The following is a 19136-nucleotide window of genomic DNA, read 5'->3' on the forward strand; positions in this document are numbered from 1 at the left end:
TCTCAGATCCCCAGCTGCTTGGCCTCCTGGAGCTTGGCGATCGCGTTCTCGTCGCCGTCCAGTTCCACCTTGGCCACGCTCTGCCGCCCGTGCGCGAACAGCAGCAGCTCCGAGGGTTCGCCGGTCACCGTCACGACCGGTGCGCCCTTGTGCGCGACCGCCGTCTGCCCGTCGGGGCGCCGCAGCACCAGCCCGGTCGGCGCGCTACGGCCCATCAGCCGGGCCATCCGCTCCAGCCGCGACCACAGGGCGTCCTGGAACACCGGATCCAGCTCACGGGGCGTCCACTCCGGCTGCGCCCGCCGCACGTCCTCCGTGTGGACGTAGAACTCGACCGTGTTGGACGCCTCGTCGAGCTGCTTGAGCTGGAACGGCGAGAAGCGCGGTGGGCCGGTACGGATGAGCTGGATCAGCTCCTCGTACGGCTTCGCCGCGAACTCCGTCATCACCCGGTCGAGACGGGGTGCGAGCTGCTTGATCATGATGCCGCCGGCGGCATCCGCGCGGCGCTCGCGCACCACCACGTGCGCGGCGAGATCACGGGTCTGCCAGCCCTCACAGAGCGTCGGGGCGTCGGGACCCGTCGTCTCCAGGAGATCGGCGAGAAGAAGTCGTTCACGCTTGGCGAAGGTCGACATACCGTCAGCCTACGACCGCCCACCGGGTCCGCACAGTGGACGTGGGCCGGGACTGTCGGTGCCGCGCGGCACAATGGCCGTATGACCAGCGCGCCCTCACCCAGCAGCCTCGACCCCGAGATCGCCGCCCGCCTCAAGCGGAGCGCCGACGGGCTCGTCCCCGCCATCGCCCAGCAGTACGACACCGGCGAGGTGCTCATGCTCGGCTGGATGGACGACGAGGCGCTGCACCGGACGCTGACGACGGGCCGCTGCACGTACTGGTCCCGCAGCCGCCGGGAGTACTGGGTGAAGGGTGACACCTCCGGTCACTTCCAGTACGTCAGGTCGGTCGCCCTGGACTGCGACGCCGACACGGTCCTCGTGAAGGTCGACCAGATCGGCGCGGCCTGCCACACCGGCGCCCGCACCTGCTTCGACGCGGACGTGCTCCTCAAGGCAGGCCCTAAAGAAGACCTCGAAGAAGGTCTAAAACAAGGTCTTCTCAAAGAAGGTGCTGATTCCAGTACCGCCGCCTCGGATCAGTAGGGTCAGCCGCCATGGACCTTGAGACGTTCCGCAAGCTGGCCACCGACCGTCGCGTCATCCCGGTCACCCGCAAGCTCCTCGCCGACGGCGACACCCCGGTCGCGCTCTACCGCAAACTGGCCGCGGAGCGCCCCGGCACCTTCCTCCTGGAGTCCGCGGAGAACGGCCGCTCCTGGTCCAGGTACTCCTTCGTAGGAGTCCGCAGCGCCGCCACGCTCACCGCCCGCGACGGCCAGGCCCACTGGCTCGGCACCCCGCCCGTCGGAGTCCCGGTCGACGGCGACCCCCTAGCCGCCCTGCGCGCCACCATCGACACCCTGCACACGCCTCACCAGGAGGGCCTGCCGCCCTTCACCGGTGGCATGGTCGGCTATCTCGGCTACGACATCGTCCGCCGCCTGGAGAAGATCGGCCCGGGGGAGCGGGACGACCTCCGGCTCCCCGAGCTGACCATGCTCCTCACCAGCGACCTCGCCGTGATGGACCACTGGGAGGGCTCGGTCCTGCTGATCGCCAACGCGATCAACCACAACGACCTGGACACCGGTGTCGACGAGGCGTACGCGGACGCGACGGCCCGCCTCGACGCCATGGAGGCGGACCTCTCCCGCGCGGTGGCCCAGCCGCCCGCCCAGCTCCCGCCCTCCGAGCTTCCGGAGTACACCGCGCTGTGGGGCGGCCCCGACTTCAAGGAGGCCGTCGAGGACATCAAGGAGCGCATCCGCGCGGGCGAGGCCTTCCAGGTCGTCCCCTCGCAGCGCTTCGAAACCCCGTGCACGGCAAGCGCGTTGGACGTGTACCGGGTACTGCGGGCGACCAACCCGTCCCCGTACATGTACCTGTTCCGCTTCGACGGCTTCGACGTCGTGGGCTCGTCCCCGGAGGCCCTCGTCAAGGTCGAGGACGGCCGCGCGATGGTCCACCCCATCGCCGGCACCCGGCACCGCGGCGCGACCCCGCAGGAGGACCAGGCCCTCGCCGACGAACTCCTCGCCGACCCCAAGGAGCGCGCCGAACACCTCATGCTGGTCGACCTCGGCCGTAACGATTTGGGACGCGTCTGCGAGCCCGGCTCGGTCGAGGTCGTCGACTTCATGTCGGTGGAGCGCTACTCCCATGTGATGCACATCGTCTCGACGGTCACCGGCCGGGTCGCACCCGGCCGCACCGCCTTCGACGTCCTCACCGCCTGCTTCCCGGCCGGCACCCTCTCCGGCGCGCCCAAGCCCCGCGCGATGCAGATCATCGACGAACTGGAGCCCTCCAGAAGGGGGTTGTACGGCGGCTGCGTCGGCTACCTCGACTTCGCGGGCGACTCCGACACCGCCATCGCCATCCGTACGGCCCTGCTCCGCGACGGCACGGCCTACGTCCAGGCGGGCGCCGGAATCGTCGCCGACTCGGACCCGGAACTGGAGGACCAGGAGTGCCGCAACAAGGCGGCGGCGGTCCTCCGCGCGGTGCACACGGCGAACCGGCTCGGGCAATAGGACGAGAGTCATATGAACCCCGGGTGACGGTTCGCCCGGGGTTGGAGCGATAGTGGACTACGTGACTGCTGCTGTTCCTCACCCCCGTTCCGAAGGCGAAGGCCCCGCGCGCGCCGGCCGCCGCAGCCTCGCCGTAGCGCTGATGAGCGGTGCGCTCGGCGCGGCGGTGGCCCTGCTGGCCACCCGTCAGCGCTGGTCGATGGGGACCGCGACGGTGGCCGGCGACGCGTTCCCGCTGTCCGTCAAGGGCAGCGACGTCACGGGTGTGCCCGCGGCGCTCGCCATAGTGGGCCTCGCCGCGCTCGTCGCCGTCTTCGCCGTCCGCAGGACGGGCCGCTTCGCGGTCTCCGCCCTCCTCGCGCTCTCCGGCGCGGGCATCGTCGCCGCCGCCCTCCTGGGCGCCACCGACAGCTCCGCGCTCGACGACAAGGCCGCGCAGGCCTCCGGCGACACCTCGTCCGTCGTGCACGCCTTCGACCACACCGCCTGGCCGTACGTCGCCGCGGTCGGCGGCGGCCTGATCCTGCTGGCCGGCCTCCTCGCCCTCCTCTACGGCCGCCGCTGGCCCGCGATGTCGGGCCGCTACGAACGCAACGGCACGCCTCGCCCCCGGCGGATTCCCGTGGTGGACCCCGACCGTCCCGAGGACATCTGGAAGGCGCTGGACCGCGGCGAGGATCCCACCGGGGCCTAGCCGGGCCGACGCGCGAGTGCACCCACCCCGAAGCACCGCACACGCGTGCGTGCGGAACAATGAAGCGTGAGCGTCTGCTCACACACGTACACAGCAACGAGGAGCACGTCATGGCGGGCAACAGCCACGGTCACACTTTGGCCGCCTGGACCGGTACCACCATCATCTTCATCGGTTTCCTGGTCGCCGGCGCCTTCATGGTCATGGCGCAGCCGATCGGCTTCTGGGCCGGCATGGCGATCGCGGTCATCGGCGGCGGCGTCGGCTGGGTCATGAGCTCGATGGGAATGGGCATGCCCAAGGACCGCCCCAAGGACCTGACCGAGCTGCTCGGCAAGACCGCGCACGCGGACAGCTGAGGTCGTACCCGAGTCGTAGCTGTCAGCCACACTTCGTGGAGGGGCGGCCCTGGACGGATACCGGGGACCGCCCCTCACGCGCGCGTGCCGCACGAAAGGGCCAGGGGGCACAATGCGAGACGTGAACGCCGACAGCCAGATGGTGCCGAAGACGCGAGCCCCCGGTCCCGCCTCCGTGCTGAACCGCGTCGCCACGCCCGCCGGCGTCCTCGCGGCCGTCGCCGGAGCATTCGCCTACGTCGGCACGGTCGACCCGAACCAGCCCGGCCACTACCCGGTGTGCCCCCTGTACCGCCTCACCGGCCTGTACTGCCCCGGCTGCGGCGGCCTGCGCAGCGCGCACGAGTTCATCCACGGCGACTTCCTCGCCGCGCTCCAGGACAACGCGATCGCCGTGGTGGGCTATCTGGCCTTCATGGTCGTATGGACCGTCTGGGTGGTCCGTGCGGCGCGCGGCCGGCCCGCGCGGCTCGAACTCGGCAGGGTCCGGTTGTGGACTCTGGGCGCGTTGGTGCTGGTCTTCACGGTTGTCCGGAATCTGCCGTTCGGTGGCTGGCTACACCCTTGAACAATCGACCGATGTCCAGGTACTGGGACCGGCGTCAACCGGATGCGAGGCCTACGCCTTCCTCCGGATACCATCGAAGCCAGATGTGACCATTGCTTTTCCACCGTCCGGAAGGGGGCCGCTCGCGTGAGTGTGCTCGACGAGATCATCGACGGAGTCCGTGCCGACCTGGCGGAACGGCAGGCGCGCGTCAGCCTCGACGAGCTCAAGGAGCGCGCGGCGAAGGCTCCCGCGGCCAAGGACGGTGTGGCCGCACTGCGCGGCGACGGCGTCAAGGTCATCTGCGAGGTCAAGCGCTCCAGCCCCTCCAAGGGCGCGCTGGCCGCGATCGCCGACCCGGCGGGCCTGGCCGCGGACTACGAGGCGGGCGGCGCCGCCGTCATCTCCGTCCTCACCGAACAGCGCCGTTTCGGCGGCTCCCTGGCCGACCTGGAGGCCGTCCGCGCCCGCGTGGACATCCCGGTCCTCCGCAAGGACTTCATCGTCACGTCGTACCAGCTCTGGGAGGCCCGCGCCTACGGCGCCGACCTCGCCCTGCTGATCGTCGCGGCCCTGGACCAGTCGGCCCTGGAGTCCCTCATCGAGCGCGCCGAGTCGATCGGTCTCACCCCGATCGTCGAGGTCCACGACGAGGACGAGGTCGACCGCGCGGTGGACGCGGGCGCCAAGATCATCGGCGTCAACGCCCGCAACCTCAAGACTCTCGAGGTCGACCGCGCCACCTTCGAGCGCGTAGCCCCCGAGATCCCCGCCCACATCGTCAAGATCGCCGAGTCCGGCGTCCGCGGCCCCCACGACCTCATCGCCTACGCCAACGCGGGCGCCGACGCGGTCCTGGTCGGCGAGTCCCTGGTCACCGGTCGCGACCCCAAGTCGGCGGTCTCCGACCTGGTGGCGGCCGGCGAACACCCGGCACTGCGCCACGGCCGCAGCTGATCGCCCGCTAGGCTGCCTCCGATGACACTCACCCTGACGCCCATGGACCGGCACGCCCGCCTCGCGCGCGGCTGCCGTCCGAGGGGTTGCCGCGCGCCCGCGAGGCGAGTCCACGGTCGTCGGGTGCGTTACGTCATCGGAGACGAACCTGGGCAGGTAAACGGGCGTCGATGGCAGGTCTTCAGGGGCGCGGGGAACTGCGCGACCAGCCACGGCCGGCCGGCAGTCAACTAACAACCCTCCGCCCCACGGCGCTTAGTGTCTCTCCAAACACTCACCGTGAGGTTTCCGCATGCCCAGCGAGTTCTTCATCCCAGACCCCGACGGCCAAATCCCCACCGCCGAGGGCTACTTCGGCGCCTTCGGCGGCAAGTTCATCCCGGAGGCCCTGGTCGCCGCCGTGGACGAGGTCGCCGTCGAATACGACAAGGCCAAGCACGACCCCGAGTTCGCCCGAGAACTGGACGACCTCCTGGTCAACTACACCGGCAGGCCAAGCGCGTTCACCGAAGTACGCCGTTTCGCCGCGGAAGCGGGCGGCGCCCGGATCTTCCTCAAGCGCGAGGACCTGAACCACACCGGCTCCCACAAGATCAACAACGTCCTCGGTCAGGCCCTGCTCACCAAGCGCATGGGCAAGACCAGGGTCATCGCGGAGACCGGCGCCGGCCAGCACGGCGTCGCGACGGCCACCGCGTGCGCGCTCTTCGGCCTCGAATGCACCGTCTACATGGGCGAGATCGACACCCAGCGCCAAGCGCTGAACGTGGCCCGCATGCGCATGCTCGGCGCCGAGGTCATCGCCGTGAAGTCCGGCAGCCGCACCCTCAAGGACGCGATCAACGAGGCGTTCCGCGACTGGGTCGCCAACGTCGACCGCACCCACTACCTCTTCGGTACGGTCGCCGGCCCGCACCCCTTCCCCGCCATGGTCCGCGACTTCCACCGGGTGATCGGCGTCGAGGCCCGCCGCCAGATCCTGGAGCGCGCCGGCCGCCTCCCCGACGCGGCGATCGCCTGCGTCGGCGGCGGCTCGAACGCCATCGGCCTGTTCCACGCCTTCATCCCGGACGCCGGCGTACGCCTCATCGGCTGCGAACCGGCCGGCCACGGCGTCGAGACCGGCGAACACGCGGCGACCCTCACCGCGGGCGAGCCCGGCATCCTGCACGGTTCGCGGTCCTACGTCCTCCAGGACGAGGAGGGCCAGATCACCGAGCCGTACTCGATCTCGGCCGGACTGGACTACCCGGGCATCGGCCCCGAGCACTCCTACCTCAAGGACAGCGGTCGCGGCGAGTACCGCGCGGTCACCGACGACGCGGCCATGCAGGCACTGCGCCTGCTGTCGCGCACGGAGGGCATCATCCCGGCGATCGAGAGCGCCCACGCGCTCGCGGGCGCGCTGGAGGTCGGCAGGGAGCTGGGCAAGGACGGCCTGATCGTCGTCAACCTGTCCGGGCGCGGGGACAAGGACATGGACACGGCCGCGCGCTACTTCGGCCTGTACGAAACCGGCGCCGACGCCACCGTCGCCGCCAACGCGGCCGACACCGCGGAGATCGAGGGGGACGCCAAGTGAGCGGCAACATCCGGCTGTTGAGCGACACCCTCGCCGCCACGAAGGCCGAGGGACGCGCCGCGCTCATCGCCTATCTCCCGGCCGGGTTCCCGACCGTGGACGGCGGCATCGAGGCGATCAAGGCCGCGTTCGACGGCGGCGCCGACATCGTCGAGGTGGGCCTGCCGCACAGCGACCCGGTCCTCGACGGTCCCGTCATCCAGACCGCCGACGACATCGCCCTGCGCGGCGGCGTCAAGATCGCGGACGTCATGCGCACGGTCCGCGAGACCCACGCGGCGACCGGCAAGCCGGTGCTCGTCATGACGTACTGGAACCCGATCGACCGCTACGGCGTCGAGCGCTTCACCGCCGAACTGGCCGAGGCGGGCGGCGCCGGCTGCATCCTGCCCGACCTGCCCGTCCAGGAGGCCGGGCTGTGGAGGGAGCACGCGGAGAAGCACGGGCTCGCCACCGTCTTCGTGGTCGCGCCCAGCAGCAGGGACGCCCGCCTCGCCGAGATCACCAAGGTCGGCACCGGCTTCGTCTACGCCGCCTCGCTCATGGGCGTCACCGGCACCCGTGAGTCCGTGGGCGCGCAGGCGCAGGACCTCGTCGAGCGCACCCGTGCCACCGCCGACACGCCCGTGTGTGTCGGCCTCGGCGTGTCCGACGCACGGCAGGCCGCCGAGGTGGCCCGCTTCGCGGACGGCGTGATCGTCGGCTCGGCCTTCGTCAAGCGGATGCTGGACGCGCCGGACGACGCGGCCGGCGTCGAGGCGGTCCGCGCCCTCGCGGCAGACCTCGCGAAGGGCGTACGCGGACAGGCGTGACAGAACGCCCGGCATGACAGAGCGACCGGCATAACAGAACAACGGGTCCCTCGTATGGGTGGACCTGGGACCGGGGAGGCGCGCTGCGCCTCCCCGGTTCGTTCTGCGGGGTGTGAGCGAGAAGAACCGTGACGGAAAGCGCACCGCCCGCGAGCGGCTGGCGGTCGAGCGTGAGAAGCAGAAGTCCGCGGAGAGGCGGCGGCGCACGCTGATCGTGGCCGTGAGCGTCGTCTGCGTGCTGGGTCTGGCGACGGTGGTCGGCGTCCTCGCCGCGAACTCCGGCAAGGACGACGGCGGCAGCAGCAAGGCGGGCCCGGTCGTGGCGCCCTCCGGGGCGACCGGCAAGGACAGCCTGGCGATCCAGGTCGGCAAGGACAGCGCCAAGCCGACACTCACGGTGTGGGAGGACTTCCGCTGCCCGGCCTGCCAGGCCTTCGAGACGGCGTACCGCTCGACACTGCACGAGCTGACCGACTCCGGCGAGCTCAAGGTGCAGTACCACCTGGTCACGATCATCGACGGCAACCTCGGCGGCACCGGCTCCAAGCGCGCGGCCAACGCGGCGGCCTGCGCCCAGGACGCCGGAAAGTTCCGCGACTTCCACGACGTGCTGTACGAGAACCAGCCCAAGGAGACGGACGACGCGTTCGCCGGCAACGCCAAGCTGATCGAGCTGGGGGGAAAGGTGAGCGGCCTCGACACACCCGCCTTCCAGAAGTGCGTCAACAGCGGTACGCACGACAGCTGGGTCGCGAAGTCCGCCGCCGCGTTCCAGGCCGGCGGATTCACCGGCACCCCGACCGTCCTCTTCGACGGCAAGAACATCTACGCGGACCAGACGATGACCCCGGCGAAGCTGAAGCAGCTGGTCCAGGCCGCGAACAAGGGCTAGCACGGGGTAAGCGGGCGGGCCGGTTTTCATACCGGCCCGTTATGGAGCCGTAGCCGGGCCGCTTGCCGTGGTCGCGGTCCGGCACGGTAGCGTCGACCCTGCCATGGAAACCATTGCCTACATTCCCAGCCCGTCGCACGGGGTCTACCACCTCGGCCCCATTCCGCTGCGCGGCTACGCGTTCTGCATCATCATCGGCGTCTTCGTCGCCGTCTGGCTCGGCAACAAACGCTGGGTCGCCCGCGGCGGCAAGGTCGGGACGGTGGCCGACATCGCTGTCTGGGCCGTGCCGTTCGGCCTCGTCGGCGGTCGCCTCTACCACGTGATCACGGACTACGAGCTGTACTTCAGCGAGGGCCGCGACTGGGTGGACGCCTTCAAGGTGTGGCAGGGCGGCCTCGGCATCTGGGGCGCGATCGCCCTCGGCGCGGTGGGCGCGTGGATCGGCTGCCGCCGCCGTGGCATCCCACTGCCCGCCTGGGCCGACGCGCTGGCCCCCGGTATCGCCCTCGCCCAGGCCATCGGCCGCTGGGGCAACTGGTTCAACCAGGAGCTCTACGGCCGCGAGACGCACCTCCCCTGGGCGCTGCACATCACGTCCTCGACGGACGGCCGCGTCCCCGGCTACTACCAGCCGACCTTCCTGTACGAGTCCCTGTGGTGCGTCGGCGTCGCCTTCCTCGTCATCTGGGCCGACCGCCGCTTCAAGCTGGGCCACGGCCGGGCGTTCGCGCTGTACGTCGCCGCCTACTGCGTGGGCCGCGGCTGGATCGAGTACATGCGCGTCGACGACGCCCACCACATCCTGGGCCTGCGGTTGAACGACTGGACCGCGATGATCGTCTTCATCCTCGCGGTGACGTACTTCGTGATCTCGGCGAAGAAGCGCCCGGGCCGCGAGGAAGTCGTCGAACCGGAAGCGCCCGAGGACTCGGCCGACGACGGCGACGAGGTCTCGGCGGACGACCCGAAGACCGACAAGGCCGAAGCCCCGGCGACCGAGGAAGACACCCCGGAAACCGAAGAGGCGGCCGTGGACATGAAGAAGGACGAACCGGAGTCGGCTGAGTCGGCCAAGAAGAGCTGACAGCCGGTTCTACGACGAAGAGGGCGCCCCGTGTCGGACGACGGGGCGCCCTCTCGCATGTCAGGTCCGGCGCGCCAGCGTGAGCGTGCGCTGCGCCGCCGCCACCACGGCCGCGTCGATGAACCGCCCGTCGGGGAGCGCCTGAGCGCCCTCCTCCCGCACGGCCGCCTTGACGATCGTCTCGGCCTGTTCGAGTTCGCGGTCGGTCGGGAGGAACGCCCTCTCGATGACCGGGAGTTGACGGGGATGGATCGCCGCGCGCCCGAGGAAGCCGAGAGCGCGCCCGTGCGCACAGGAGGCCGCCAGGCCCTCCAGATCGCGGATGTCCGGATGGACGGACTGCGGCGGCGGAGCCAGTCCCGCGGCCCGGGCGGCGACGATCACCCGCGAGCGCGACCAGTCGAGGCCCGCGTCGTCGCGCACCCCCAGATCGGCCCGCAGATCCGCCTCGCCGAGCGCGATGCCGCGCAGGAAGGGGTGCGCGGAGGCGATCGAGAAGGCCCGCTCGATACCGAGGGCCGTCTCCAACAGGGCGTACAGAGGAGGGGAGTTGTGCCTTTCCGCTACGGCTACGACCTCCTCGGCGGACGTCACCTTCGGGAGCCGTAGGCCGGACACGCCCGGGAGGGACGTGAGTGCGCGGAGATCGTCGGCCGCCCAGGGGCTGTCCAGGGCGTTCACCCGGACGTGGACATTGGGTTGAGACTCCGAGAGCAGCTCCGCCGTGGCCGCGCGGGCGTAGTCCTTACGGTCCGGGGCGACCGCGTCCTCCAGGTCGACGACGACCACGTCGGCGCCGGCGGCGAGGGCCTTGGCGACGATCGGGGGCCGGTCACCGGGGACGTAGAGCCAGGTCAGGGGGTACGGGGTCACAGGGCGCCCTCCTGGCGGAGAGTGGTCAACTCGGTCTCGGTCAGGCCCAGTTCGGTCAGGACGGTGTCCGTGTCGGCGCCGTGCGGGCGGCCGGACCAGCGGATCGCGCCCGGGGTGGCGGAGAGTCGGAAGAGGACGTTCTGCATGCGGAGCGGGCCGAGTTCGGGGTCGTCGACCGTGGTGATCGTGTCGAGGGCCTGGTACTGCGGGTCCGTCATCACGTCCCGTACGTCCTGGATGGGGGCGACCGCCGCCTCCGCCTTCTCGAAGGCGGCCAGCACCTCCGTGCGCGAGCGCCGCGCGATCCAGTCGCCCACCGCCGCGTCGAGGACGTCGGCGTGCCGGGCCCGGTCCGCGCCCGTCGCGAACCACGGTTCGTCGATCAGTTCCGGACGGCCGACCAGGCGCATCACACGCTCGGCGATCGACTGGGCCGAGGTCGAGACGGCGACCCAACTGCCGTCCGCCGTACGGTAGGTGTTGCGCGGGGCGTTGTTCTGGGAGCGGTTGCCGGTGCGCGGCTGGACGTGGCCGAGCTGGTCGTACCAGAGGGGCTGGGGGCCCAGCGCGGTCAGGATCGGTTCGATGATCGCCATGTCGACGACCTGGCCCTCGCCCGTGCGGTCGCGGGCGGCGAGGGCCGTCATCACCGCGTACGCCGTCGCCAGGCCCGCGATCGAGTCGGCGAGGCCGAACGGCGGGAGGGTCGGGGGAGCGTCCGGCTCGCCGGTGATCGCGGCGAAACCGCTCATCGCCTCGGCCAGGGTGCCGAAGCCGGGGCGGTGCGCGTAGGGCCCGAACTGGCCGAACGCGGTGACCCGGGCGAGCACCAACTTCGGGTTGGCGGCGGAGAGTTCGGCCCAGCCGAGGTCCCACTTCTCCAGGGTGCCGGGGCGGAAGTTCTCGATGATCACATCGGCGGTGGCGGCCAGGCGGAGGAGGGTGTCCCGGCCGCCCGGCTTCGACAGGTCGAGGGTGATGGTGCGCTTGTTGCGGCCGAGCAGCTTCCACCACAGGCCGACGCCGTCTTTCGACGGGCCGTGGCCCCGGGACGGGTCGGGCTTGGCCGGGTGCTCGACCTTGATGACCTCGGCGCCGAAGTCGCCGAGCATGGTGGCGGCGAGGGGACCGGCGAAGAGTGTCGCGAGATCGAGAACGCGCAGGCCCGCCAGGGGAGTTGTGGTCGTCGTCCCGGTCATGCGGCGTACTGCTTGTCGATCTCCGCGCGGTACGGCATCGACGCCGTCGCCCCCGGCCGCTGCACGGAGAGCGCCGCTGCCGCTGCCGCCCAGGCCAGCGCGTCCCGCATCGGGCGGCCCTCGGCGAGGGCGACCGCCAGCGCGCCGACGAACGTGTCGCCCGCGCCCGTCGAGTCCACGGCGGTCACTCGCGGCGCGGGGACGGTGAACGGCTCGGCGCCCCGGGCCGCGTACAGACTGCCCGCCGCACCCAGGGTGACGATCACCTCGGGCACCTGGTCGAGCAGGGCGGCGGCAGCCTCACGTGGGTCGGTGTGTCCGGTGAGGGCGGCGGCCTCGTGCTCGTTGGGGACCAACAGGTCCACGGCGGCCAGGAGTTCGGCGGGCAGTGGCTGGGCCGGGGCGGGGGTGAGGATCGTACGGACGCCGTGGCGGCGGGCCGCCTCCGCGCCCGCGATCACCGCCGCGAGGGGGATCTCCAACTGGAGGAGCAGGGCGTCGGCCGTGGCGATGAGACCCTCGTCGCCGGGGGCGAGGTGGTCGACGGTGCCGTTCGCGGCGGGGATCACCACGATCGCGTTGCCGCCCTCGTCGTCCACGACGATGTGCGCGGTGCCGGACGGGCCCTCGACGGTGCGCAGATGGTCGGTGTCGACGCCGGAGTGCTCGAAGGTGGAACGGAGTCGGGCGCCGTAGGTGTCGTTGCCGACCGCGCTGATGATGGTGACGTCGGCGCCCGCGTGGGCCGCGGCGATCGCCTGGTTGGCGCCCTTGCCGCCGGGGATCGTGCGGAACTCCCGTCCTGTCACGGTCTCTCCGCGCTGCGGGGCCTTCGCGACGTAGGCGACGAGGTCCATGTTCGTGCTGCCGAGCACGGCGATGAGGGTCATGGGCGGGCGGTCTCCTGGTGGGTGAGCCGGGCGAGGGTGTCGAAGCCGATGCCGTTGAAGTCGCCTACGGAGGTGGCGAGTCGGTTCTTGAGGGGAGCCGTCCAGCGGTCGGGGAGTGCGGCCGGGCCGCCCGCGAGCAGGGCGGAGACGGAGCCGGCCGTCGCGCCGTTGGAGTCGGTGTCCCAACCGCCCGACACCGCACGGCAGATGGAGCCGGTGAAGTCGCCGTCCGCGTGGGTGAGGGCGGCGGTGATCAGGGCGGTGTTGGGGATCGCGTGGACCCAGTGGTGGGTGGGGGAGTAGATCGCGTGGAGTTCGTCCACGACGGTGTCGAAGTCCCGGTGTTTCCGGGCGAGTTCGAGGGCGTGGTGGATCGCCTTGGCGAGCCGGGAGTCGGGCGGTACGACGGTCAGGCCGGTGCGCAGACAGGTGTGGATGTCGTCGGTGCCGGTGCTCGCGGTGGCGATGACGGCCGCCGTGAACATGGCCGCGTAGACGCCGTTCGCGGTGTGGGTGAGGGTGGCGTCGCGGTGGGCCTGTTCGGCTGCCGCGCCCGGGTTGCCGGGGTTGGTCCAGCCGTGCAGGTCGGCGCGGATCAGGGCGCCGATCCACTCGCGGAACGGGTTGCGGTGGCGGGCCGTTCGCGGGGGTTCCAGGCCGGACAGCAGATTGCGGTAGGCGACGCGTTCGGCGGTGAAGGTGCGGCCCGCGGGGAGTTCGTCGAGCCAGAGCCTCGCCACGTCGGTGGTGGTGAAGTCCTTGCCGTGGCGCTGGAGCAACAGGAGGTTCAACAAGGGGTAGTTGAGGTCGTCGTCCTCGGGCATGCCGTCGATGTTCTCGGCGAGGGAGGTGGGGGCGGAGCGGCGGTTCCAGGGGTGGGCGGCGAGAAGGTCGGCGGGGACGCCCCGGGCGGTGAAGTAGGTGGTGAGGGGCCAGTTGCCGGTGGCCCGGGCGAGTTCGCGGATGCCGTCGAGGGGGAGCTTCTCGACCGGTTTGCCGAGGAGACAGCCGACGGCGCGGCCGAGCCAGGCGGCCTGGAGAGTGACGGGGCGGGGCGAGGAAGCGGCTTGCGGGGCAGGCCAGTTGGGGCAGAGGGCCTTGATCCGCACCAGGTCCGTCGGCTCCTGGCCCGCCAACTGACTCGGCAGGTCGGCCAGTTCGTCCAGCAGGTCCTCGGCGAGCAACCGGAGGTAGCGGGTGGGGGATTGGGCGGACGCGCCCGCCCGGTCCGGAGCCTCGGCACCTCCCGCCGCGCGCCAACGCGCCGCGATCGCCGACGGTGCGCGTCCGTCCTGGGCGGCCTGGCGCAGTTCGTGGCCGAGCAGGTCCTCCGGCTGGACCCAGGTCAGTCGGAGCACCGCAGCCCTCCGATCTCGCTGAACGCGGCCTCGTGGGCCCGGCGTCGGCGGACATCGCGCTCGAAGACCTCGCGGGTGACGGCGGTGAGGGTCGCCGCCGGCTCCCACAGGTCGAGGCGGCTGGCCTCGGCGACCGTCTTCGACCACTCCTGCGGCACCGGGGAACCGAGCGCACCGGCCACCGCGCCCGCCATCGTCGCGATGGAGTCGCAGTCACGGCCGTAGTTCACCGAACCCAGCACCGCGTGGCGGTAGTCGCCGCCGGAGACCACCAACATGCCCAGGGCGACGGGGAGTTCCTCGATCGCACGGGTGCGGGAGGGGCGGCGGGCGTCCAGGGAGGGGGTGCGGTAGTCGGGGCCCACCGTGTCGTACGGCGCGATCGCCTCCCGCAGCGGGGCGAGCGCCGACTCGAAGTCCGAGTAACGGGCGGCCACTTCACACACCCGCTCGATGGCGGTGCGGGTGCCGTCCTTCGCCAGGGCGAGGCAGGCGGTCACCACCGAGTCCGGGGTCGCGCCCGGTACGCAGGCCGCGGCCACCGCCGCCGCGAAGACGCCCGCCGCCTCACGGCCGTAGGACGACTGGTGTGCGCCCGCGAGGTCCAGGGCCTCGGCGTAAGCACCCGCCGGATGGGCCGCGTTGACCAGGCCGACCGGTGCCATGTACATCGCGGCACCGCAGTTGACGATGTTGCCGACGCCGGCCTCGCGGGGGTCGATGTGGCCGTAGTGGAGACGGGCCGCGAGCCACTTCTCGGCGAGGAAGATCCGCTGGAGCGGGATGGCTTCCGCCTCCAACTCCGGGATCCAGCGCGGGTTCTGCATCAGATCGGGGACGAGGTGGTCGGCGATCGCGTACGCGTCGAGGTGGTCGCGGACGGTCGCGTAGACCCGTACCAGCGCGTGGGTCATCAAGGTGTCGTCGGTGACGTGGCCGTCGCCCTTGTGGTACGGCGCGATGGGGCGGGCGGTGCGCCAGGCGTCGCCGTTCCAGGGGCCGACGATGCCGTGCACGCGGCCGGCGTGACGTTCGAGGATCTGGTCGGGGGAGTAGCCCTCGACGGGACCGCCGAGGGCGTCGCCGACCGCCGCGCCGACGAGGGCTCCGGTGATCCGGTCCTCAAGGCCGGCATCAGGACCTTCGGCTTGTTCAGGTTGTTCAGGTTGTTTGGGTTGTTTGGTTTTATTGGGTTCTTTGAGGTCTTTCGGTGGCATGCACTGAATCATCCTCTTGGTGGGGCCGGTTGTGTGGCTTCCAGGAGTTCGGCGAGTTCTACGAGATCGGTGCCGGTGAGGCGGGGGAGGGCGCAGCCGGAGAGGGTGCGGCAGGCCTCCCGCCAGGTGGTGGGGATCGCTCGCCCGCCGCTGAGCGCTCCGGTGAGGGCGCCCACGAGGGCGGGTGCCGAGTCGGCCACGCGGGAGAGGCAGGCCGCGGCCGGGACCGCCTCCGCGATACGGCCGCGGGACGCGGTGGCGAGGGCCAGGGCGACCGGGACGGTTTCGGCGGCGGCGATGCCGTAGCTGTAGACGTGGTCGACGATCTGGTGTTCCAGGAGGGGGATCAGGGCGAAGGTGTTGTCGCTGTCCTGGGCCAACTTCAGGGCGTGGCGGGCGTTGCGGCCGATCTCCGTGGCTTCGGGGAGTTCGGCGACGGCGGCTGCCACGCAGTCGTCTACGGCCGTGCCGACCAGCGCGAGTGCGAGGGCCGCAGCCATGGCTCTGGCGCCGTGGACCCCGTCGCCGTCCTGGGTGTAGCGGGCGTCGAACTCGGCGAGGGCGGCGGCGCGTTGGGGGTCGCCGGGGTGGGCCACGGCCAGTACGCAGGCCCTGATGCAGGCCGCGTCGTCGAAGTAGTGGGGGTTGTCGTGGCCGGTGGCGGGCGGGCGCAGGCCGGCGACGAGGTTTCCCAGACCGGCTCTTACGGAGATGCGGGCGCGGAGGGGGAGCACGGCGGATTCGACCTCGGGGGCGCGGTCCGCCGCGGCGGCTACTTCGCTGGCCACGGCGTTCCAGCCGAGGTCGATCGCGGCGCGGGTTCTGCGTTCTCTGCTGAGGTCGCCGAGGACTGTGTCGTCGCCGGCTCGTAGTACGGCCTCCGCGGTGAACGCCGCCCACTCGGCGTCGTCGGAGGGGCCGAGGCGCAGGGGCTCGGGGGGTTGGTTCAGGGCGATGGGGACGGGGAGGGTGGTGGTCGCGTTCTGTTCGGCGAAGGTGTCCAGCTCGCGGGTGAGGCGGCGGGTCCACTCGGGCATCCTCGCGGCGCGGTGCCTTGCGGCGGGCCAACCGGCGGCATCCCCTGCGGCAAGCCCCAACAGCAGCCCCTCAACCCGAAACACCTCGGCTCCGCCATCGCCCCAGTCCTTCCCACCCGCACCGCCCGTGCTGGTTTCGTTGCCGGGTGCGGGTGGCCCCTGCGGTGCGGATTCGCCGTCGGCGGCTGCGGGTTCGTGGGGTGTGGGGTGGGGTGGGCGGAGCTGAGGGTTGGGTGCGGGTGGGCTGTGTGGGGCGAACGCACCGTTGGCGGCTGCGGGTTCGTGGGGAGTGGGGTGGGGTCGGCGGATCAGGGAGTCGGGTGCGGGTGGGCTGTGCGGGGCGGATTCGCCGTCAACCGCCGCGGGTTCGTGGGGTGCGGGGTGCGGTGGGCGGAGCCGAGGGGCGGGTGTGGGTGGCCCCTGCGGGGCGTAATCACCTTTGGTGGCCACGGGGTTGAGTGGGGTGGGGTGGGGCGAGTGGAACGGAGAGTTGGGTGCGGGTGGCCCCTGTGGGGCGAACTCGCCGCTAGCGGCTGCGGGTTCGTGGAGCTTGGGCTGGGGTGCGGGTGGGTCTTGCGGTGCGGACTCGCCGTCGGCGACCGCGGGTTTGTGCGGCGCGGGGTGGGGTGCCGGAGGCCCCTGCCGGCCGAACTCGCCCTGCGCAGTCCCCCGTTCCATCCCGGGCGTCGTCCGCGTAGGGGTCTCCGCCCCCCTGTCCTGATGCCTCACAGCTGCACCTCGTCCTTGTCCGCCGCCAGTACGTACTCCCCTTGGCGGCCCCACTTGCCGCCCTCCTCCGGGACCAGCAACTCCGCGATGTCCAGCACATGGTGGCCGGCCATCGCGGGCAGGCAACTCCCCCGGGCCGGGCCGATCGCCGACGCCCAGTCGGGCGGGATCGAGGACGCGCCCCGGGTCGCTCCCGCCAGCGCGCCTGCCACCGCCGCCGTCGTATCCGCGTCGCGTCCCATGTTGACCGCGGTGAGGACCGACTCCACGAAGTCGCCGTCCGCCGCCGCGTACGCGCCGAAGGCGAGGGCGACGGCCTCGGGGGCCAGGTCGGTCCAGGGGTAGCCGCCGATGACCACCGCGGAGCGGACCGCGCGTTCGCCGCGGTGGGCGACCGCCACGGCTCGGCGCAGGGAGCGGGCCGTCCAGGAGTCGTCCGGGACGACCGCGAGCGCCGATGCGACCACCGCGATCGTCGGGGCGCCCGCCATCGCCGCCGCCACGCCCGCCGCGACCGCCTGGCCGCCGTAGATGCCCTCGCCGTCGTGGCTCACCGAACCGTCGATCGCGACCAGCCGGGCCGCCTCCGCCGGGCGGCCCGCCGCGAAGACGCCGAACGGGGCCGCGCGCATGGCCAGGCCGTCGCTCCAGGCGTGGCGGTGCTGGGCGGAGATGGGCGCGGCCAGGCCCCGGCGGAGGTTCTCCAGGGTGCCGCGTTCACTGAAGCCCGCGCCCCGGAACGGGCCCTCGTCCCGGTCCGCGATCCACTCGTGCCAGGCCGCCTCCACATGGGAGGGGGTGAGGGCCGAGCCGTGGCGGGCCAGGAGGAGGCCGGAGAAGATCGCGTACTCCGTGTCGTCCGTACCCGCCGGGGTCTCCGCCACGTATCCCTCGATGCGGCCCCAACGGGCGCGGATCTCGGACGGCTTCATGTTCTCCGCCGGTGCGCCCAGGGCGTCCCCCACCGCCAGACCGAGCAGCGCGCCGCGTGCTCGCTCGCGGAGTTCGGAGGCGTTCTTGGGCGCCGGGACCGGGGGAATGCAGGCGATCGATGCCATACGCGCGACCTCTCCTACGGGGTTCCCTCAGGGCGCCTCAGGGCGCGGAACCCTTTGCCGATGTCTCCCACGGGAGGCCTTCGGCAGAGCCTGACGGAGCGCAGCATCACCCGGTCGACATCTGATCGGCCTTCGTCACGGATGAGCGTTCGAGGTTAAACGTGCAGGTTAGCCCAGCCTTTCCTTGCTGGCGGGGGCGGAATGAGGGACGTAGGTTTGGTGTTGTCGAGTTATGGAATCTGTCCAAACTTAGCCTTACCTAAGACTTCTGGGGGACCCGCATGGCCATCATCGAGACCGAAGCCACGCTCCACGAAGCGCACCGCGACAACCACACCCACCGTGATGTGAGCGGCGGCTGGCTGCGCCCCGCCGTGTTCGGCGCGATGGACGGTCTCGTCTCCAACCTCGCCCTGATGACCGGTGTCGTCGGCGGCGCCGTCAGTCATCAGACCGTCGTCATCACCGGACTGGCCGGGCTCGCCGCGGGCGCCTTCTCCATGGCGGCCGGCGAGTACACCTCCGTCGCCTCCCAGCGGGAACTCGTCGAGGCCGAACTCGACGTCGAGCGCCGGGAGTTGCGCAAGCACCCGGAGGACGAGGAAGGGGAGCTCGCCTCGCTGTACGAGAGCCGTGGGGTCGAGGCCGCGCTCGCCCGTGAAGTCGCCCGGCAGCTCTCGCGCGATCCCGAGCAGGCCCTGGAGATACACGCCCGGGAGGAGCTGGGGATCGACCCCGGCGATCTGCCCTCGCCGCTCGTCGCCGCCGTGTCGTCCTTCGGCGCGTTCGCGCTGGGCGCGCTCCTCCCCGTACTGCCGTTCCTGCTCGGGGCGACCGCGCTGTGGCCCGCCCTGCTGCTCGCGCTGGTCGGGCTGTTCGGGTGCGGTGCGGTGGTGGCCAGGGTGACCGCGCGGACCTGGTGGTTCAGCGGGCTGCGGCAGCTCACGCTGGGCGGTGCGGCGGCCGGTGTGACGTACGCCCTGGGCACCTTGTTCGGAACGGTCGTAGGATAGCTCGACGCGCACTTATGCAGCAGTCTGCATAAGTAGCCGTTACTCGCTGGTTTCGAACGCTTAACCACTGGGCATGAGCCGTAAGCGCTCTGGGCAACGACGCCTGTGGCGCACCCGCGGGATGGGCGACGACGCTCCCTCTGCCCTGGTCCGGCGGACATCGATCTGTCCGCTTT

Annotated in this window: 20 protein-coding genes; 12 read left to right on the plus strand and 8 right to left on the minus strand. The window is 71.6% G+C overall.

Annotated features, from left to right (window positions below; translation table 11 throughout):
* Positions 1-2 precede the first annotated feature (2 nt).
* On the minus strand, positions 3-638 hold the full coding sequence (locus ACIRRY_RS10810) for a TIGR03085 family metal-binding protein (RefSeq protein WP_403970471.1): 636 nt from the start codon (positions 636-638) through the stop codon (positions 3-5).
* Positions 639-719: 81 nt separating this feature from the next.
* Between ACIRRY_RS10810 and hisI the strand changes: the two genes are divergently transcribed.
* The 11 genes from hisI to lgt all read left to right on the plus strand — a co-directional run bounded on the left by hisI (position 720) and on the right by lgt (position 9586).
* Entirely contained in the window at positions 720-1166 is a 447-nt protein-coding gene (hisI, locus tag ACIRRY_RS10815; RefSeq protein WP_403970473.1) for a phosphoribosyl-AMP cyclohydrolase, read from the plus strand.
* A gap of 11 nt (positions 1167-1177) precedes the next feature.
* A complete protein-coding gene (locus ACIRRY_RS10820) occupies positions 1178-2656 on the plus strand; it encodes an anthranilate synthase component I (RefSeq protein ID WP_403970476.1) in 1479 nt (492 codons plus the stop codon).
* Between the two features lie 52 nt (positions 2657-2708).
* A complete protein-coding gene (locus ACIRRY_RS10825) occupies positions 2709-3350 on the plus strand; it encodes a TIGR02234 family membrane protein (RefSeq protein ID WP_403970478.1) in 642 nt (213 codons plus the stop codon).
* Positions 3351-3460: 110 nt separating this feature from the next.
* The gene (locus tag ACIRRY_RS10830; RefSeq protein WP_403970482.1) at positions 3461-3709 is read left to right on the plus strand and encodes an HGxxPAAW family protein; all 249 of its coding nucleotides are present in this window, start codon (positions 3461-3463) and stop codon (positions 3707-3709) included.
* Between the two features lie 112 nt (positions 3710-3821).
* Positions 3822-4277: a DUF2752 domain-containing protein gene (locus tag ACIRRY_RS10835; protein ID WP_403970485.1), complete on the plus strand. Its 456-nt coding sequence runs from the start codon at positions 3822-3824 to the stop codon at positions 4275-4277.
* A 126-nt stretch (positions 4278-4403) separates the two neighbouring features.
* The gene (gene trpC / locus ACIRRY_RS10840; RefSeq protein WP_403970488.1) at positions 4404-5213 is read left to right on the plus strand and encodes an indole-3-glycerol phosphate synthase TrpC; all 810 of its coding nucleotides are present in this window, start codon (positions 4404-4406) and stop codon (positions 5211-5213) included.
* A gap of 42 nt (positions 5214-5255) precedes the next feature.
* Positions 5256-5447 (plus strand): tryptophan biosynthesis modulator TrpM, encoded by a 192-nt coding sequence (trpM, locus tag ACIRRY_RS10845; protein ID WP_403970891.1) that lies wholly within the window; start codon positions 5256-5258, stop codon positions 5445-5447.
* 58 nt (positions 5448-5505) lie between these two features.
* A complete protein-coding gene (gene trpB / locus ACIRRY_RS10850) occupies positions 5506-6795 on the plus strand; it encodes a tryptophan synthase subunit beta (protein ID WP_403970491.1) in 1290 nt (429 codons plus the stop codon).
* Positions 6792-7607 (plus strand): tryptophan synthase subunit alpha, encoded by an 816-nt coding sequence (gene trpA / locus ACIRRY_RS10855; RefSeq protein ID WP_403970493.1) that lies wholly within the window; start codon positions 6792-6794, stop codon positions 7605-7607. Before trpB ends, trpA begins: the two co-directional genes overlap by 4 nt.
* 112 nt (positions 7608-7719) lie before the next feature.
* Positions 7720-8499 carry a DsbA family protein gene (locus tag ACIRRY_RS10860; RefSeq protein WP_403970496.1) on the plus strand — a complete coding sequence of 260 codons (780 nt, stop codon included), beginning with the start codon at positions 7720-7722 and terminating at the stop codon, positions 8497-8499.
* Positions 8500-8602: 103 nt separating this feature from the next.
* Positions 8603-9586, plus strand: coding sequence for a prolipoprotein diacylglyceryl transferase (gene lgt / locus ACIRRY_RS10865; RefSeq protein WP_403970499.1), 984 nt, complete (start codon positions 8603-8605; stop codon positions 9584-9586).
* A 60-nt stretch (positions 9587-9646) separates the two neighbouring features.
* Here lgt and ACIRRY_RS10870 read toward each other — a convergent pair whose 3' ends face one another.
* From ACIRRY_RS10870 to ACIRRY_RS10900, 7 genes are all read right to left on the minus strand, one after another.
* Positions 9647-10459 (minus strand): HpcH/HpaI aldolase/citrate lyase family protein, encoded by an 813-nt coding sequence (locus ACIRRY_RS10870; RefSeq protein ID WP_403970502.1) that lies wholly within the window; start codon positions 10457-10459, stop codon positions 9647-9649.
* Positions 10456-11658 (minus strand): CaiB/BaiF CoA transferase family protein, encoded by a 1203-nt coding sequence (locus ACIRRY_RS10875; RefSeq protein WP_403970505.1) that lies wholly within the window; start codon positions 11656-11658, stop codon positions 10456-10458. Before ACIRRY_RS10875 ends, ACIRRY_RS10870 begins: the two co-directional genes overlap by 4 nt.
* On the minus strand, positions 11655-12548 hold the full coding sequence (gene rbsK / locus ACIRRY_RS10880) for a ribokinase (protein WP_403970508.1): 894 nt from the start codon (positions 12546-12548) through the stop codon (positions 11655-11657). Before rbsK ends, ACIRRY_RS10875 begins: the two co-directional genes overlap by 4 nt.
* The gene (locus ACIRRY_RS10885; protein WP_403970511.1) at positions 12545-13906 is read right to left on the minus strand and encodes an ADP-ribosylglycohydrolase family protein; all 1362 of its coding nucleotides are present in this window, start codon (positions 13904-13906) and stop codon (positions 12545-12547) included. Before ACIRRY_RS10885 ends, rbsK begins: the two co-directional genes overlap by 4 nt.
* Positions 13894-15123, minus strand: a complete 1230-nt coding sequence (locus tag ACIRRY_RS10890) for an ADP-ribosylglycohydrolase family protein (RefSeq protein ID WP_403970514.1) — start codon at positions 15121-15123, stop codon at positions 13894-13896. Before ACIRRY_RS10890 ends, ACIRRY_RS10885 begins: the two co-directional genes overlap by 13 nt.
* 8 nt (positions 15124-15131) lie before the next feature.
* Entirely contained in the window at positions 15132-16610 is a 1479-nt protein-coding gene (locus tag ACIRRY_RS10895; RefSeq protein ID WP_403970517.1) for an ADP-ribosylglycohydrolase family protein, read from the minus strand.
* 275 nt (positions 16611-16885) lie between these two features.
* On the minus strand, positions 16886-17947 hold the full coding sequence (locus ACIRRY_RS10900) for an ADP-ribosylglycohydrolase family protein (RefSeq protein WP_403970519.1): 1062 nt from the start codon (positions 17945-17947) through the stop codon (positions 16886-16888).
* Positions 17948-18228: 281 nt separating this feature from the next.
* Between ACIRRY_RS10900 and ACIRRY_RS10905 the strand changes: the two genes are divergently transcribed.
* Positions 18229-18960, plus strand: coding sequence for a VIT1/CCC1 transporter family protein (locus ACIRRY_RS10905; protein ID WP_403970522.1), 732 nt, complete (start codon positions 18229-18231; stop codon positions 18958-18960).
* The last annotated feature ends 176 nt before the right edge of the window (positions 18961-19136 follow it).

This window comes from Streptomyces sp. NPDC101776, from assembly GCF_044766845.1.
In the GTDB taxonomy this organism is placed as follows: Bacteria; Actinomycetota; Actinomycetes; order Streptomycetales; family Streptomycetaceae; genus Streptomyces.